Source organism: Calidithermus timidus DSM 17022 (assembly GCF_000373205.1).
GTDB classification, from domain to species: Bacteria; Deinococcota; Deinococci; order Deinococcales; family Thermaceae; genus Calidithermus; species Calidithermus timidus.
Genome location: NZ_KB890700.1, coordinates 75,641 through 91,888, shown reverse-complemented (window position 1 = coordinate 91,888; position 16,248 = coordinate 75,641). Strand labels below are relative to the sequence as shown.

General features: G+C 66.8%; 17 protein-coding genes. 6 read left to right on the top strand and 11 right to left on the bottom strand.

Features of this window, described 5'->3' with window-relative positions:
- Positions 1-12: 12 nt before the first annotated feature.
- From B047_RS0113435 to B047_RS0113395, 9 genes are all read right to left on the bottom strand, one after another.
- Positions 13-672, bottom strand: coding sequence for a GNAT family N-acetyltransferase (locus B047_RS0113435; RefSeq protein ID WP_018467490.1), 660 nt, complete (start codon positions 670-672; stop codon positions 13-15).
- A gap of 6 nt (positions 673-678) precedes the next feature.
- Positions 679-1,707 (bottom strand): ABC transporter substrate-binding protein, encoded by a 1,029-nt coding sequence (locus tag B047_RS0113430; RefSeq protein ID WP_018467489.1) that lies wholly within the window; start codon positions 1,705-1,707, stop codon positions 679-681.
- 112 nt (positions 1,708-1,819) lie between these two features.
- Positions 1,820-3,172 (bottom strand): aspartate aminotransferase family protein, encoded by a 1,353-nt coding sequence (locus B047_RS0113425; protein ID WP_026234885.1) that lies wholly within the window; start codon positions 3,170-3,172, stop codon positions 1,820-1,822.
- A gap of 137 nt (positions 3,173-3,309) precedes the next feature.
- Positions 3,310-4,335: an ABC transporter substrate-binding protein gene (locus B047_RS0113420; RefSeq protein WP_018467487.1), complete on the bottom strand. Its 1,026-nt coding sequence runs from the start codon at positions 4,333-4,335 to the stop codon at positions 3,310-3,312.
- Positions 4,332-5,156, bottom strand: coding sequence for an ABC transporter permease (locus tag B047_RS0113415; RefSeq protein ID WP_018467486.1), 825 nt, complete (start codon positions 5,154-5,156; stop codon positions 4,332-4,334). Before B047_RS0113415 ends, B047_RS0113420 begins: the two co-directional genes overlap by 4 nt.
- Positions 5,157-5,283: 127 nt before the next feature.
- Positions 5,284-6,189 (bottom strand): ABC transporter permease, encoded by a 906-nt coding sequence (locus B047_RS0113410; RefSeq protein ID WP_018467485.1) that lies wholly within the window; start codon positions 6,187-6,189, stop codon positions 5,284-5,286.
- A gap of 63 nt (positions 6,190-6,252) precedes the next feature.
- Complete coding sequence (locus B047_RS0113405) at positions 6,253-7,323, bottom strand: ABC transporter ATP-binding protein (RefSeq protein WP_040779893.1); 1,071 nt, start codon at positions 7,321-7,323, stop codon at positions 6,253-6,255.
- A gap of 11 nt (positions 7,324-7,334) precedes the next feature.
- Positions 7,335-8,633, bottom strand: a complete 1,299-nt coding sequence (gabT, locus tag B047_RS0113400) for a 4-aminobutyrate--2-oxoglutarate transaminase (protein ID WP_018467483.1) — start codon at positions 8,631-8,633, stop codon at positions 7,335-7,337.
- Between the two features lie 76 nt (positions 8,634-8,709).
- A complete protein-coding gene (locus tag B047_RS0113395; RefSeq protein ID WP_018467482.1) occupies positions 8,710-10,308 on the bottom strand; it encodes a PucR family transcriptional regulator in 1,599 nt (532 codons plus the stop codon).
- A gap of 521 nt (positions 10,309-10,829) precedes the next feature.
- Here B047_RS0113395 and B047_RS0113390 point away from each other — a divergent pair.
- Positions 10,830-12,071 carry a LeuA family protein gene (locus B047_RS0113390; RefSeq protein ID WP_018467481.1) on the top strand — a complete coding sequence of 414 codons (1,242 nt, stop codon included), beginning with the start codon at positions 10,830-10,832 and terminating at the stop codon, positions 12,069-12,071.
- 9 nt (positions 12,072-12,080) lie between these two features.
- Here the strand turns inward: B047_RS0113390 and B047_RS16835 are convergent, their stop codons facing one another.
- Positions 12,081-12,248: a type II toxin-antitoxin system HicA family toxin gene (locus tag B047_RS16835; RefSeq protein WP_018467480.1), complete on the bottom strand. Its 168-nt coding sequence runs from the start codon at positions 12,246-12,248 to the stop codon at positions 12,081-12,083.
- A gap of 122 nt (positions 12,249-12,370) precedes the next feature.
- Here B047_RS16835 and B047_RS0113375 point away from each other — a divergent pair, with 122 nt between their 5' ends.
- The 5 genes from B047_RS0113375 to lysX all read left to right on the top strand — a co-directional run bounded on the left by B047_RS0113375 (position 12,371) and on the right by lysX (position 15,610).
- Positions 12,371-13,627, top strand: coding sequence for a 3-isopropylmalate dehydratase large subunit (locus tag B047_RS0113375; protein WP_018467478.1), 1,257 nt, complete (start codon positions 12,371-12,373; stop codon positions 13,625-13,627).
- Positions 13,620-14,120 carry a LeuD/DmdB family oxidoreductase small subunit gene (locus tag B047_RS0113370; RefSeq protein ID WP_018467477.1) on the top strand — a complete coding sequence of 167 codons (501 nt, stop codon included), beginning with the start codon at positions 13,620-13,622 and terminating at the stop codon, positions 14,118-14,120. Before B047_RS0113375 ends, B047_RS0113370 begins: the two co-directional genes overlap by 8 nt.
- Positions 14,121-14,143: 23 nt before the next feature.
- Entirely contained in the window at positions 14,144-14,452 is a 309-nt protein-coding gene (locus tag B047_RS0113365; RefSeq protein ID WP_018467476.1) for a hypothetical protein, read from the top strand.
- Positions 14,453-14,522: 70 nt separating this feature from the next.
- Positions 14,523-14,687, top strand: coding sequence for a lysine biosynthesis protein LysW (gene lysW / locus B047_RS0113360; protein ID WP_018467475.1), 165 nt, complete (start codon positions 14,523-14,525; stop codon positions 14,685-14,687).
- Positions 14,688-14,764: 77 nt separating this feature from the next.
- Complete coding sequence (gene lysX, locus B047_RS0113355) at positions 14,765-15,610, top strand: lysine biosynthesis protein LysX (RefSeq protein ID WP_018467474.1); 846 nt, start codon at positions 14,765-14,767, stop codon at positions 15,608-15,610.
- Between the two features lies 1 nt (position 15,611).
- Here lysX and B047_RS0113350 read toward each other — a convergent pair whose 3' ends face one another.
- A complete protein-coding gene (locus B047_RS0113350) occupies positions 15,612-16,181 on the bottom strand; it encodes an endonuclease dU (protein WP_018467473.1) in 570 nt (189 codons plus the stop codon).
- Positions 16,182-16,248: the final 67 nt, after the last annotated feature.

Here is a 16,248-nt window from a genome sequence, read left to right as displayed (position 1 = left end):
GGCCTCCCGGCGTCAAAACCCCACCTCCGGGTTCCGCCACACGATGAACACCCCGTAGTTCGCGCAGCTGGCGTCCTCGAGGTAATCCGGGATGATGCCCCACACCGCGTAGCCCCGCCGGAGCTGGATCGAGAGCACCGGGTCGAAGAGTTCGCCCCGCACCACGCGCTGCACGTACTGCTCGATGGGCATTTGGTCGCGGTGGGCCCCGTAGCCCTTGGGCATGGCCCCAGCCACGTGGCCCTTGAGCCCCAGGCGGCGGATGAGTTGGTGGCGGGCGGTGTAGAGCAGCGTGGAGAGGCCGTGGCCCCGGAACTCAGGGTGAACGCCGATGTCGGCGCCGTAGAGCCAGTCGCCGTCCGGGTCGTGGGTGGTGAGGTAGTTGCCGCCCACGGCCTCGAGGTACTTGTGCGCGAAGTGGGCGAAGTCCACCTTGGCACGCAGGTCGGTGGAGCAGGCCACCACCCGCCCCGTGGCCACCTCGAGCACCGCGTGCTGCCCCTGGGGGAAGACGCGCATCTGCGAGAGGTAGTGCTCGGCCCGCATGCGCTCGTGGGGGGCGAGGTCGGGGAAGGAGGCGGCCTGGATGGCCTCGAGGTGGGGGGCCATCCAGGGCTCGCTGTGCACCACGGCGAAGCGGCCGTCGGGGCTGGTGAGGATGGGGTTCGTCATCGGGGTTCAGCGCGACTTGACCTGGGTCCAGGCCTCGTCGAAGAGGCGGGAGTTCTTCTCGGCGTCGAGGATGTACTCCAGCACCTTGAGCTGGGCCTCGCTGGGCCAGATGGCGGGGTTCTTGAGGGTGCTCGGCTTGAGGAGCTTCTTGGCCGGGGCGTTGGGCGTGGCGGATTGTTGATATTCGGCCAGCCGCGCCCCGATCTTGGGCTCGAGGATGAAGTTGATGAAGCGGTGCGCGGCGTCGGGGTTGGGGGCCTTGGCGGGGATGGCCATGCTGTCGATGAACAGCGTGCTGCCCTCCTTAGGGATGGTGAAGCCGTACTTGGGGTTGCCCGCCGCCGTGCGCAAAGCGTCTTGGTTGTAGACCACCGCCGCCACCGCCTGCCCGGCCAAGAGCGCCTTGGTGGCCGAGACCCCGCCCTGGAAGCCCAGGCTGTTCTTCGACTTCTTGGCCTGCAAGAGCACGTCGATGGCCTTCTTCATGGCCGCGGGGTCGGCGGAGTTGACCGATTGCCCCACGTAGCGCAGGGCGATGCCCAGCATCTCGCGCTGCGAGTCCATAAGCACGAAGCGCCCCTTCTGCTGGGCGGGGTCGAAGATCACACTCCAGGAGGTGGGCGGGGTTTTGAACACGTCGGTGCGGTACATCAGGCCCACGGTGCCCCACAAGTAGCCCACGGTGTACCGGTTGCCGGGGTCGAAGGGCGGGTTGGCGAACTTGGGGTCGAGGTTCTTGAGGTTGGGCAGCTTGCCCTTGTCCAGCGGTTGCAGCAACTGGAGCTGGATCATGCTGGGGATGATGAAGTCGCTGGGGATCACCAGGTCGTACTGCCCTAGCCCGCCCGCTTGCAGCTTGGCGACCATCTCTTCGTTGGACTCGTAGTAGCTGAGGTTGACCTTGATCCCGCTCTGCTGCTCGAAGTCGCTGACGATGGTGGGGTCGATGTACTCGGTCCAGGTGTAGATGCGCAGCTCTTTGGATTGAGCCAGCGCGAGCCCGAGCGCACTGATAAGGGCCAGAAGGTGCTTCATGGGGGTCCTCCTTCGGTGAGCGTCGTACGCAATACGCCAGAAACCACGACCCACCGGTGTCTTGCCTACGGCAGTTTTTGGCTACCGACCATCGACCATTTCATCGGCTTCCTCACGCCGTCGCCGCCATGGCCTGGTGCGTGGCGCGGATGGCCTCCTTCACCACGCCCAGGGCTTCTTCCAGCATGTCCTGGGGGATCTCGAGCGCCGGCAAGAAGCGGATGCAGTTGGTGTAGAGCCCGGCCCGGATCAGCACCACGCCGCGCTGGCTGGCCTCCTTGATGGCGCTCATGGCGAAGTCGGACCACGGCTCTTTGCTCAAGGGGTCGCGCACGAACTCCAGTGCCATCATCGCGCCGATGCCGCGCACGTCGCCCAGCACCGGGAGTTCGGCCTTCATGGGCTCGAAGGTGCGGCGCACGGTCTGCTCGACGCGGGCGGCCTGGGCCAGGGTCTCGGGCTTGGAGAGGTGCTCGAGCGCGGCCAGCGCGGCCACGCAGGCCAGGGGGTTGCCCCCGTAGGTACTGCCCACCCCGCCCACGTGGGGCGAGTCCATGATCTCGGCACGGCCCGTGACCGCGCTGATGGGCATGCCCGCGCCCAGGCTCTTGGCCGAGATGATCAGGTCGGGGATGACGCCGGAGTGCTCGATGGCCCACAGTTTGCCGGTGCGGCCCGAGCCCGACTGGATCTCGTCGGCGATCATCACCGCGCCGGTGGCGTCGCAGAGCTCGCGGATCTTGCGCAGGAACTCGTGGGGCACCGGGATAAAGCCCCCCTCCCCCAGCACCGGCTCGATGACGATGGCGGCCAGGGCGCTGGGGTCGATGTGGGCGGTGAGGGCGTTCTCGAGGTTCCAGCAGCACCACTCCACGTACTCCTCGGGGGTCATGCCCTTGGGCGTGCGGTAGAGGTTGGGCAGGGGCAGCCGGTAGACCTCGGGGGCGAAGGGACCGAAGCCCTTCTTGAACAATCCCCACTTGCTGGTCATGGCCATGGTCAGGTTGCTGCGCCCGTGATAGGCTCCCTCGAACACGAGGATCCCGGGGCGCCCGGTGTAGCGCCGCGCGAACTTGACCGCGTTCTCCACCGCCTCGGCCCCTCCGCTGCTGAGCAGGGTCTTCTTGGGGAAGTCGCCGGGGGTGAGGCGGTTTAGGGCCTCGCAGAGCGCCACGTAGGCCTCGTAGTTGCTCACGATGGAGCAGGCGTGGATGAACTCCCCTACCTGAGCCTTGATGGCCTCCACCACCGCCTGCGGGGTGTGGCCTACCGCCATCATGCCGATGCCGCCCGCCAGGTCGATGAGGGTGTTGCCGTCGACGTCCTCGATCAGCGAGCCGTGGGCCCGCTTCACCGCGATGGGGTTGGCCTGCGCGAGGGCGCTCGTCACCGACGCGGCGCGCCTGGCATTGAGTTCTTGGCTCCTGGGGCCAGGGATGGGGGTCTTGAGCTGGATGTATGCCATGGGTTCCTCGGTCGAGATCATGCGTCGCGGAGGCTTCGGACAGCCCGCGACGGGGGTTTTGTCTTTGGCTATCAAGCTATCCGCTATCGACCCTCTCGGGCGGCGGGATGCTGGCCTTCTGGATGTCCATACGCCCCCTAGCGCGACTTGACCTGGGTCCAGACCTCGTCGTAAAGCCGCGCGTCCTTGCCCAGGTCGAGGACGAACTCGAGCTTGGCCTTCACGCTCTGGGTGGGGTAGATGGCCGGGTTCTTGAGGTCTTCCTGGTTGATGAAGGGCAGCGCGGCCTGGTTGGGGGTGGCGTAGCGGTTGTAGTTCGAGAGCTGCGCCCCGATCTTGGGGTCGAGGATGAAGTTGATGAACTTGTGTGCGGCGTCGGGGTTGGGGGCCTTGGCGGGGATGGCCATGTTGTCCAAGAACAGCGCGGCACCCTCCTTGGGCACCACGAAGGCCACGTTGGGGTTCTCGGAGGCGGCCTTGATGGCGTCGCCGTTGTAGACCACCGCGTAGGTCGCGCTCCCGGCCACCAGGCGGTTCTTCGCGCCCACGCCGCCCTCGAAGCCCACGGCGCGCTTGGACTTCTTGGCCTCGAGCAAGAGCTTCCCCGCCGCCTGCACCTGCTTGGGGTCGCGGGTGTTGATGCTGTAGCCCAGGTAGCGCAGCGCCGCGCCCATCATCTCGCGGATGGAGTCCATGAGCACGTAGCTGCCGCTTTGTTTGGGGTCGAAGATCACCGCCCAGCTATCCGGGGGGGTCTTGACCTTGTCCTTGCGGTACATGATCCCCGACATGCCCCACTGGTAGGCCGCCGAGTAGCGGTTGCCGGGGTCGAAGGGCGGGTTGGCGAACTTGGGGTCGAGGTTCTTGAGGTTGGGGATCTTGCTCTTGTCCAAAGGCTGGACCAGCTTGAGCGCGACGAGGGTGGGGATGATGTAGTCGCCGGGCACGATCACGTCGTACTGGCTCACCCCGCCCGCCTGCAGCTTGGCCAGCATGTCCTCGTTGGACTCGTAGAGCTCGATGCGCACCTTGAGGCCGTACTGCTTCTCGAAGGCCGCGATGATGGCCGGGTCGATGTACTCCGACCAGATGAACAGCCGCATCTCCTTGTTCTGGGCCAAGGCCAATGAAACGAACGCCATCAGGGCCAGCAGTTTTTTCATGTGCTCCTCCTCCGGGTGAGCCGCTCGCTGAGCAACACCAGAATGACCGTAGCCAGGAAGATCAGGGTGGAGAGGGCGTGGATCTGCGGGGTGACCCCGCGCCGCACCGAGCCGTAGATGATGAGCGGGAGGGTCTGGGAGTCGGGGCCGGCGGTGAAGAAGCTGATGACGAAGTCGTCGAGCGAGAGGGTGAAGGCCAGCATGGCCCCGGCCACAATCCCCGGCCCCAGCAAAGGCAGCAGCACCCGCCGCACGAAGTAGCCGTACGAGGCGTAGAGGTCGCGCGCGGCCTCGTCGAGGTCTGCGCCTAAGCTCTTGAGGCGGCTCTGCACCACCAGCGCCACGAAGGCGATCTGGAAGGTCACGTGCCCGATGATCATGGCCGGCAAGCCCAGCTCGAAGAGGCTCGAGACCTGCCGCAGCACGCTGAAGGCCACCACCAAGGCCGCCGCCAGGATGATGTCGGGCGTGACCACCGGCAGGTAGAGCAGGTTGTCGAGGAAGGCCCGCGCCCGCCGGGTCCAGGGGTAGCGCTCGAGGGCGATCGCCAGCAGCGTCCCCAGCACCGTCGCGATCAGCGTGGACACCACCGCCAACACCACCGTCGTCACGAAGGCGGCCTGGATGGTCTCGGTGAGCTTGGGGTCGGGCGAGAGCGCCGGGTTGAAGAGGCTCTGGTACCACTTCCAGGTGAAGCCGCCCCACGACATCCCGTAGCGGGTCTGGTTGACCGAGAAGACCGCCACCGCCAGCATGGGCAGGTAGAGGAAGCCCAGCGTCAGGATGGCGGTGACGCCCACGGCGGGGTGCAGGCGGCTCATAAGCAGCCTCCGGCGGTGTCGAACGCCAGAATACGTCGAGTCGGTAGTCGGTAGCCAAGAGCGAAAGGCTTGTGGCTCGTGGCCTGTGGCACGGGGGCAAAGGGCGTTCGACGTTCAGCGTTCAGCGTCATACCAGATCTACGTCCTTTCCGCTGCGCCGATAGACCCGCAGGGCCACCAGCGTCAGGGCCATCAGTCCTAGGCTGATGGCGGCGGCGAAGGGCCAGTCGCGGCTGGCACCGAACTGCTGCTGGATGAGGTTGCCCACCAGCAGGTACTTGGCCCCGCCCAGCAGGTCGGGGATGACGAACATGCCCATGGCTGGGATGAAGGTGAGGATGATCCCCACCGCGAGGCCCGGTAGGGTCTGGGGCAGAATGGCCTGGAAGAAGACGCGGCCAGGGGTGGCGTAGAGGTCTTTGGCCGCTTCGATGAGGCTGGAGTCGAGGCGCTCGACCGAGGAGTACAGCGGCAGCACCATGAAGGGCAAGAAGGCCGAGACCATACCGAGGTAGACCGCGAAGGAGCCAGGATAGAGCGCCGCGCCCGGCTCCGCGAGCCCCAGCGCCGCCGCGAAGCGCGCAAAGGGCAGCTCGGGGGAGAGCAACAGCTGCCAGGCGTAGGTGCGGATGACCAGGTTGGTCCAGAAGGGGATGATGACCAGCGTCAGCCACAGGTAGCGGGTGCGCGGGGGCCGGCTGGCGATGAAGAAGGCCAGGGGGTAGGCCAGCAGCGCCGCGATGAGCGAGGTCACGAAGGCCACCCACACCGAGCGCCCCAGGATCAGCAGGTTGTCGGGGCTCCAGCCGAAGAGCCCGTAGCCCAGCAGGCGCTTGAGGTTCTCGAGGCTGAAGGTCCAGACGACCTCGCCGTACGTGCCCCGTTCGGCGAAAGCCACCGCCACGAGCGCCAGGCTGGGCAGAACCAGAAAGGCCATCAGCCAAAGCGCCGCGGGCAGCAAGAACAACAGACCGCGCCTCGAGAGCGTCCCCGCCGTGGTGAGCTCGCCGTACCAGATCAGAACGCGGCTCACGGGCGGCCTCCGAAGGCGCAATACACAAGTAGGACGTGCGACGCCGGCGTCTCGTGTCCGAGGCTAATCATCCAGCACCACCAGCGCGTCCTTAGGTAGATGGGCCACGACCTCCTCGCCCGGACGCAGGGGAGGGTAGGGGGCGGCGCGCAGGCGCAGGCCGCCGGGCTCGAGCCAGGCCTCCTGGTGGCTGCCCCGATAGACCACCTCACGCACCTGGGCACGCAGGCAGTTGGAGCCCCTGGGCTCGGGCACGATCTCCACCCGCTCGGGGCGGATGGCCAGGTTGCCCTCTTCCCACTGGGGCAGGGTGGGGAGCTCGAGGTAACCCAGCGCGGTCCTCACGCCGCTGCCGTTGCGGCTTGCGGGGATCAGGTTGGCCGCGCCCAAAAACTCGGCCACGAAGCAGGTTCGGGGGCGGGCATAGACCTCCTCGGGGGTGCCCACCTGGATCACCTGGCCCTCGCGCATCACCGCGATGCGGTCGGAGACGGTCATAGCCTCGTCCTGGTCGTGGGTGACGAGGATGAAGGTGGTGCCCAGGCTGCGCTGCAGGCGGCGCAGGCCCACCTGCACCTCGGCGCGCAGCTTGGCGTCGAGGGCGCTCATGGGTTCATCCAGGAGCAGCACCTGCGGCTCGTTGACCAGCGCCCGCGCCATCGCCACCCGCTGCTTTTGCCCGCCCGAGAGCTGATGGGGGTAGCGGGCCATGAAGCGCTCGATCTGCAGCATGCCCATGACCGTCTCCACCCGCTTGTGCACCTCGGCTTGGGGAAAACCCCGGCTCCTAAGCCCGAAGGCCACGTTCTCAAAGACACTGAGGTGGGGAAAGAGCGCGTAGCTCTGAAAGACGGTGTTGACCGGGCGCCGGTTGGCGGGCATGGCGGTGATGTCCTCGCCGCCCAGCCGCACGCAGCCGGAGCTGGGCAGCTCGAAGCCAGCGATGATGCGCAGCAGGGTGGTCTTGCCGCAGCCCGAAGGCCCCAGCAGCGTGAAGAACTCCCCGGCCTTGATCTCCAGGCTCACCCCGCCCAGCGCCGTCACCTCGCCGAAGCGCTTGACGAGGTTCTCGACGGCGAGGGTGCCGGTGGGGGCTCGAGCCTGAACCTTCGCTGAGGGTCGGATCACTGCCATCGAATTTCCCTCTATGCCTCGGCGGTGGCGGCCTCGAAGCTGTGCTCCAGGATCTCCAGGCCCTTGCGCACCTCGTCCTCGCTCGCCACCAGCGGCACCAGGCAGCGGATGACGTTGTAGTGCATCCCGGCCTTCATCAAGAGCAAGCCGCGCTCGCGGGCCGCGTCGAAGACCCGGGTGGTGAGGGCGGGGTCGGGGGCCTTGCTCTGGCGGTCGCGCACGAGCTCCATGGCGACCATGGGCCCCAAGCCGCGCACGTCGCCAATCTGGGGGAAGCGCTCTTGGAGCTTGCGGAAGCCCTCGTGCAGCAGCTCGCCCAGCCGCTGGCCCTTCTCCAAGAGCCTCTCCTCCTCGAAGACCTCGAGCACCGCCAGCCCCGCCGCGCAGGCCAAGGGGTTGCCGGCGAAGGTGCCGCCCAGCCCACCGGGCAGGGGCGCGTCCATGATCTCGGCCTTGCCCAGCACCCCGGCGATGGGCAGCCCGCCGCCGATGCTCTTGGCAAACGTGATCAGGTCGGGCTCGACGCCCGCGTGCTCGATGGCCCAGAATTTGCCGGTGCGCCCGATGCCGCTCTGGATCTCGTCGTCGATGAGCACGATGCCGTGCTTGGCGCTGAGGCTGCGCAGGGCCTTGAGGAAGGGGACGGGAGCGGGCACGAAGCCGCCCTCGCCGAGTTGGGGCTCGATGATGATGGCCGCCACGCGGTCGGGGGGAATGGCGGTGTCGAAGAGCTCGTGCAGGCCGTCCATGGCCCGGCGGGTGTCGATGCCCTGGTACTCATAGGGGTAGGGGGCGTGGTAGACCTCGGGGGCGAAGGGGCCGAAGTTCTGGCGGTAGGGTGTGGCCTTGCCGGTGAGGCTCAGGCCCAGCAGGGTGCGTCCGTGGAAGGCGTTTTTGAAGGCGATCACGCCGGGCCGCCCGGTGTAAGCACGGGCGATCTTGATGGCGTTTTCGGTGGCCTCGGCCCCGGTGGTGACGAAGAAGGCCTTCTTGTCGAAGGCACCGGGTGCGCTGTCACACAGCTTCTGGGCCAGCTTGATGTAGGGCTCGTAGGCCGTGACCTGGAAGCAGGTGTGGGTGAAGCGCTCGAGCTGCGCCTGTACCGCCGCCACCACGCGGGGGTGGTTGTGCCCGACGTTGAGCACCCCAATCCCACCGATCCAGTCGAGGTATTCCTTGCCGTCGACGTCCCAGAGCCTGGCCCCCTGGGCCTTGGCCACCACCACCGGATGAACCTGGGAGACGCCGCGCGGGACCACCCTGTGCCGCAACTCCAGCAACGCCTGGTTGCGGGACTCCGTCGTAGGCATGTGCTCCTCCTTTGGCTCAACAGCCTAATGGGGTTCCAGCGGATCAGGCTATAGAGTCAAACTACAAATTCCATCCCTATTTGCTGTGATTTAACTCCAAAATCTGCAAGCCGAGTTGGAGGCGGAACTGGGCCTGGGGCTCGCGCAGGTCGAGACCGGTGAGCTGCTGGAGGCGCTCGAGCCGGTACCTCAGGGTGTTCTCGTGGACGCCCAGCGCGTGGGCGGTGCGCTTGAGCTGGAAGCCGTGCTGGGCCAGCGCCTTCAGCGTCTCCAGCAGCGCTTCGCGCCCGCGCTCGGCCTCCAGTGGTCCGAACAGCTCGCGCAGCAGGTCCTGCTGGGCCTGGGCATCCCCGGCCAACACCCGCGGCAGCAGGAGCTGGGCGTAGGTGCTGAGTTCTCCGGGGCGCAGGTGGGGCAGCAGGGCCTGCGATTCGCGGTAGCTCTCGGCCACCCCGGCCCAGCCCTGGCGTGCGCGGGAGAGGCCCAGGCTCAGGCCCTTCTGCGGCAGTCGCTCCCACAGGCGATTGGCGTCGAAGCCCTCGGGCAGCAGGAAGAGGATCTGGTTGAGGAAGACCGAGATCAAGGGGGTCAGCCCCTGCTCGCGCAGCAGCTTACGCAGGTCCTCGGCCAGGCGCTCGCGGCGATTGAAGCCCTCCGGGCTCAGCGGGACCGGTTCCTCGAGCACCAGCAAAGCCAGGTAGTAGCAGCCCTCGGGGTGGAAGCCCTGCAAGCGGGCGCGCTCGAGGTTGTGCGGGGTGGGCTCGAAGCGGCCCTCCAGCAGCGCGTCGAGGAAGGCGTAGCCCAGCCGGGCCTCGCGCTGGGCGATGTCGCGCTGGTGCATCAGGTGCAGCCCCGCTACCGTCGCGGCGTGCTCGGCGGCGCGCATGTCGAGTTCGGAGAGGGGCTCCTCCCCCTCGATCAACCACACGCTGCCCACCAGCTCACCCCCCAGCCGAATGGGGCAGACCACCCGTCCCACCATGCCGATCTCGGGCCGCGCTGGCAGCCGCAGCGGCCCCAGGCTCTGCCGCAACTGCCGCTCGAAGCCGATCTCCTGCAAGTAGTGGCTGAGCTCGGGGGTGGTCCCACCGGAAGCGATGGAGCGCAGGCGCAACTCGTCCTCGCCGCCGGTGAGGGCGTAGGCCAGCAGGTTGCCCTCGAGGTCCTCGAAGACTACCGAGCGCCCGGTGAGCTGGCTGAGCACGTCGGCCAGGGGCTGCAGGCCGCCGGCCTCGAGCGCCGAGCGGGTCAAGGCGCGGTGGATGGCCTCCGAGCGCTCGATGACGCTGTACTGCTGGGCCAGAAGCTGCTGGTTGAGCTCCCCGATGACCTGCGAGAAGGGCACCTCCCAGGGCAGCTCGATGGCCGGGATGCCCGCGCGCTCGGCTTCCTGGCGGGCGGCCTCAGGGAAGCGCTCGAAGAACTGCGGCACCGCCAGCACGACGGCCGCGGGCTCGGCCCGGGCGATCTGGCGCATGAAGGCGCGCAGGGCCTGCGCCTCGCGGGGCCAGGCGTAGCCGGTGGTGAGGAAGAGGAAGCCGGGCCGGATCCACTCCTGGGGGTCGGGGATGTCCACGGCGTGAGCGCCCAGCACGCGGTTGCCCAGCTTCGAAGCCGCCGCGACCACGCGGGCGCGGCTGAGGGCGGGCAGGCGGAGGGCTTCTTGCAGGTTCATCGTCGTTACGACGATTCTACCGGCCTTCACGCCTCTCGCCTGGCCCGCTGGGTAAGCACTCCACGCCCCGATGGGGACGTCGTTGAGGGTGAAGATGCCCACCAGTCTGTCTTCAGCCTGGCGGCCTCCGCCACCGAGGTCTGGGAGCTGACCCGCACCACTTCCTGCCGGACGATACTGCGCAAACCCATAGCACACACCTCCTTCTCGGGGCTCTGCGGCCCTGGTGGCTGGCTGTGGCAGGATAATGCCGAGACGGGTATCGCGGGACGAGGCCAGAACTCCGGATACCCCCTTTTTTGAGCAAGCTCTTCTACCGCCAGGGCAAGACGTCGTGTTCGTCTTTGGCCGAGTACACCATCTTGACAAGCCGGTATACCTTGTATAACCTTGCTTCCGGGATGATCTTAAGTGCAAAAAAACCAGTCGCCGGGGGGCTAGCCTGAGCTAGTCCGCGCGACTGCGTATCCCGGCCCGCCTCACCGCGCGGGCCGAGTTTTTTTGCAGACTTCGAGGGAACCATGCGCAATGGCCAAGCACAAAACCGACGCATCGAGATCGTGGACACCACCTTCCGCGACGGTCAGCAGTCGCCGCTGCTGTTCGATACGGAAAAGTATCGCTTCACCCTCGAGGAGAAAAAGCTGCTGCTGGCGGGACTCATCGAGTTGGGGGTCACGCACATCGAGTTCTTCTCGCCCGTGGTGGGTATGGCCGAAGAGCAGGACGTGCGTGAGCTCATCGCCTACGCCAGGAGCCTCACCGAGCAGGAATTGCGCTTTCTGGCCCACTGCCGCTGCCACCCCGACGACATCGAGCGCTCGCTCGAGGTCGGCTGCAACGGGCTCAACCTCTACCTGGGCGTCTCGCCACTGGCTCAGCAACACAACGCCCAGAAGGGCTTGGAGGAGGCCATCGCCCTGGCGAGGGAGGTGATCCGCAGCACCCGTGAACGTCACCCCAGCCTCTACCTGCGCTTCAGCGCCGAGGACGCCTTCCGCACGCCCAAAGAGGACCTCTTCCGGCTCTACGACGCGGTCGTTCCCTATGTCGACACCCTGGGCATGCCCGACACGGTGGGCATGGCCGAGCCAGAGGATGTGACGGCGCTGGTGTGCGCGCTGCGCGAGCGCTACCCGGGCGTGGACCTCGAGTGCCACTTCCACAACGACCGGGGCCTGGCCCTGGCCAACGTGCTCGCCGCCGTGCGGGCGGGGGTGCGCTACGTGGACGCCTCCATCTGGGGGCTGGCCGAGCGCTCGGGGATCCCCTCGGTGACGGGGGTGCTCTTCAACCTCTCCAAGCACCACCCCGAGCTTGCCGAGCAGTACCAGCTCAGCCAGTGCTACCCCCTCAACGTGCTCATGGCCTCGATCCTGGGCACCCTGGTGCCCTACACCGAGCCGGTCTCGCTCACCAACCGCACCCACACCGCCGGGGTCCACCAGAAGGCCGTACTCAACGAGAAGAAGGTCTATGAGGCCCACAACCTCCACGACTTCGGCGTGGACAAGAACCAGCTTTTGCTGGGGCCGCTATCGGGCTGGAACCTGATCTACTACTACCTCAAGGAGGTCGAGGCGCTCGAGATCACCAAGGAGCAGGCCAAGGAGATCACCCAAGAGTTCAAGAGCCGCACCCACGAGATCGGGCGCAGCAAGAAGCCCGAGGAACTGCTGCTCGAGATCGCCCAATCCCACGGCATCCGCAAGCACGCGCTGCCGGAGGAAGTGCCCACCGCCCGCTTGGAGAACCTAGACTGAGGGGTTATGTCAGAGATTGCCGTATTCTTCCTCGCCGATCCCGGCGTCGGTGCCTTTGGGCAATTCGCCACTGTGAAAGGGGATTACGGTGCTTCGCCCATCGGGGTGCTGGTAAAAGTGGTGCCCGCCCTTGGCACTGCGCTCGATGAGCCCGGCTTGTTTGAGCTTGCGGGTCACCTCATCCGGCCTAGGCGGCTTTCGCCTCCATGCGCACGGCGGGGAACTCCGCGAGCCACTTCCCGGGGTCTTCATAGACCAAGACCGTGTACTGACGCATACGCTGATTATAGGAGGTCAAGATGGGCCTAACCCTAGCCGAAAAAATCCTTTCCCAGCGGGCCGGGCGCGAGGTGCGGGCCGGTGAGCTGGTGGTGGTGGAGGTCGACCAGGTGATGGTGGTGGACTCCATCGCCGGAAGCTTCTTCAAGCGGCTCGAGCAGCTCGGGGCCACGCCCCGCTACCCGGAGAAAGTGGCCATCGTCATCGATCACGTGGCCCCGGCGGCCAACGTGGAGGTGGCCAAGGCGCAGAAGGAGATCCGGGAGTGGGGCAAGCGCCACGGCTGCCGGGTCTTCGACGTGGGGCGTGGCATCTGCCACCAGGTGCTCGTCGAGGAGCGGCTGGCATTGCCTGGCGGGATCGTGCTGGGCTCGGACTCCCACTCCACCACCTACGGCGGGGTGGCCTGCTTCGGCAGCGGGATGGGGGCCACCGACATCGCGCTGGCGGCAGCCTCGGGCCGCACCTGGCTGCGGGTGCCCGAGAGCGTGAAGGTGACCTTCCGGGGCCGGCTGAACCCCGCGGTGAGCGCGAAGGACGCGGCGCTGGAGATGGTCCGGGTCCTCACCGCCGACGGGGCGACGTACATGAGCGTGGAGATCCATCTCGAGGACGGCGCCGAATCCCTCACCCGCAGCCAGCGCCTGACCCTGGCCAACCTCAGCGTGGAGGCCGGGGCCAAGTGTGGGCTGGTGGTACCCAGCGGCGAGATCCTGGAGCTCTACGACGTGCCCGGCTGGCTCTACCCCGACCCGGACGCGGCCTACGTGCGCGAGGTGGAGATCGACCTCTCGGCCCTGACCCCCCGCGTCTCGGTGCCCTTCTACGTCGACAACGTGCAGACGGTGGACTCGGTGATGGGCAAGAAGGTGGACCAGGTCTTCGTGGGCACCTGCACCAACGGACGCCTCGACGACCTGCACGAGGTGGCCGAGGTGCTGCGTGGGCGCAGGGTCGCGCCCGGCGTGCGGATGCTGGTGATCCCGGCCAGTTCGCAGGTGCTCGAGGAGGCCACCGCTGACGGCACGCTCCTCACCATCCTGCAGGCCGGGGCCACGCTGGGAACGCCGGGTTGTGGGCCTTGCATGGGCCGCCACCAGGGGGTACTGGCGCCAGGGGAGGTCTGCGTCAGCACGTCCAACCGCAACTTCAAGGGGCGCATGGGCGCCGCCGACGCCGAGATCTACCTGGCTTCTCCGCGGGTGGCGGCGGCGAGCGCGGTGGCCGGGTTCATCACCACGCCGGAGGCGCTCGAGAGGGAGGAGACTCATGCCTAGGGTTTGGAAATTCGGCGACTCCATCAACACCGACGACATCCTGCCGGGCAAGTACGCCCCCTTCATGGTGGGCGAGGATCGCTTTCACACCTACGCCTTCGCCCACCTCCGCCCCGAGTTTGCCCAGGGGTTCAGGCCGGGCGACATCTTGGTAGCGGGGCGAAACACGGGCCTGGGCAGCAGCCGCGAGTACGCTCCCGAAGCCCTGCGCAAGCTGGGCCTGCGGGCCATCATCGCCAAGAGCTACGCCCGCATCTTCTACCGCAACCTGGTCAACCTCGGCATCATGCCCTTCGAGGCCCCCGAGGTGGTGGAGGTCCTGAACGATGGCGACGAGGTCGAGCTGGAGTTTGAGCAGGGGGTGCTGCGCCGGGGGAGTGAGACCTTCCGGCTCACCCCGCCCCCCGCCTTCTTGCTCGAGGCCCTCCAGGAGGGCAGCATCCTCGAGTACTACCGCAAGTACGGTAAATTTCCGGGGGAAGGCACGCCTTAAACTGGGAGAGCTTGGAGGCTTGTATGGACGAGGTCGAGGTGATTTGTCCCGCTTGTCATGATCCGATTTACATCCCCGCCGAGGAGTACGACGAGCTCGTGGAAGGCGACGTGATGGAGTGTGAAAACTGTGGTGCCGAGCTCGAGTTCTTGTCGCTCGACCCCGTGGAAGTGGTGGTGGTGGAAGGTGGGGAGGAGGCCTTCTTCGTGGACTGCCCCCGCTGCGAGACCCCCATCGAAGTCGAGGAGGAAGGCGAGGCTGTTACCTGTCCGGAGTGCGGCTATACCTTTAGCCCCGACTGGTCGGAGATCGGCGAGGAAGAGGAAGTGTGAAGCTCATGGCTCATGGCCGATAGCAAAGCCTCGCCATGAGCTGTTGGCAATACGATGGAGGAGGAAAATCATGTCAGCCGAATGCATCGAATGTGGAAGCCCTATCGAACTGGACAACCCCGAGCTGGGTGAGCTGGTGGTATGCGACACCTGTGGAGCCGAGCTGGAAGTCACGGGCCTGAACCCCCTCAAGCTAGAAGCCGCCCCCGAAGAGGCCGAGGACTGGGGGGAGTAAAGTAGGCTGAGGGGTGTCGGGTGCAGGGCTGACGCAAAGCCCCTGCCCGACACCCTAAACCCATCCCCCTGAACCCTATGCTAGCCATCCTTTACGACCGTATCCGCCCCGACGAGGAGATGCTCTTCAAGGCGGCTGAGGCTTTGGGCATCCCCTTCAAGAAGATCTATGCCAAGCAGCTTCCCATGCGCCTGGGCGAGCGCCCTGCCGAGCTCGAGGGCGTGAGCGCTGCCGTCGAGCGCTTGGTGAGCCAGAGCAAGGGCCTGGCGGTGAGCCGCTACCTGAGCTCCTTGGGCATCCCGGTGGTCAACCGGCCTGAGGTGATCGAGGTCTGTGGCGACAAGTGGGCCACGAGCTGTGCCCTGGAGGCCCACGGCGTGCCCCAGCCCAGGACCGCCCTGGCCACCGAGGCTGAGGAAGCCCTGAAGCTCATCGAGGAGATGGGCTACCCGGTGGTGATGAAGCCGGTGGTGGGGAGTTGGGGCCGCCTGCTTTCCAAGATCAACGACCGCGATGCTGCCGAGACCGTCTTGGAGCACAAGGAAGTCCTGGGCGGCTACCAGCACCAGCTCTACTACATCCAAGAACTCGTGGACAAGCCGGGCCGTGACATCCGAGCCTTCGTGGTGGGCGACACCTGCATCGGTGCGATCTACCGCGCTAGCGAGCACTGGATCACCAATACCGCCCGCGGCGGTAAGGCCTCGAATTGCCCCGTCACACCCGAACTGGCCGACGTCGCCGTGCGGGCGGCTAAGGCGGTGGGTGGGGGCGTGGTCGCCATCGACCTCTTCGAGAGCGAGCGGGGGCTGTTGGTCAACGAGGTCAACCACACCATGGAGTTCAAGAACTCGGTGAGCACGACGGGTGTGGACATCCCGGGGAAGATCCTCGAGTACGCCTGGAGCATCCGCCGCTCGTGACTCAGGGCCGCGCCCGGCTCTGCCCGGTGGCGATTCCCCCCGCGATGAGGTGGGCCGTGCGCAGGGGCTCGGGGATGTTGGAGTGCAGGGCAAAGCGCCGGATGGCCTGCTCGGTCTGCTCGAGGCTCAACCCGGCCCGCTGGACGTACACCCCGGCCACCCGCTCGGGGATGCCCGCCCTCTCGATGAGGGCCCACTTACGCTTCCCGCCCGGCACTTTGCTGAGCAAGGTGTTCCGAATGGCCTCGAGGTCGGGCATCCGACGTGTGACCACCAGCACGGGGCGCTCCAGCAACTCGGCCAGGTGGTGGATGTCCACGACGTTGAACCCGGCCATAGCGATGCCCTGCAGGAAGACGAGCTGGAGGTTGGCGCCAAACTTCGACTGCTGCACCAGCCTTGCGATGGTCGCGGTACTGTTGAGGCCATCGCGGCGGATTTCCCCCCGCAGGACGCCCTCGAGGCGCGCCCCCGCATACACCGCCCCCACCACGCCCACGTCGCCCCGGTGGTCACGGGGGAAGGGGAAGTCGTCGAAGCCGACGGCGTGGGAGAGCTTGGAGGGCTTCATGGCCGTGCCTTCCTCACGATACCGGGTTTAGCGTACGACTTAAGGCCTACGACCCCAAAGCAAAGCG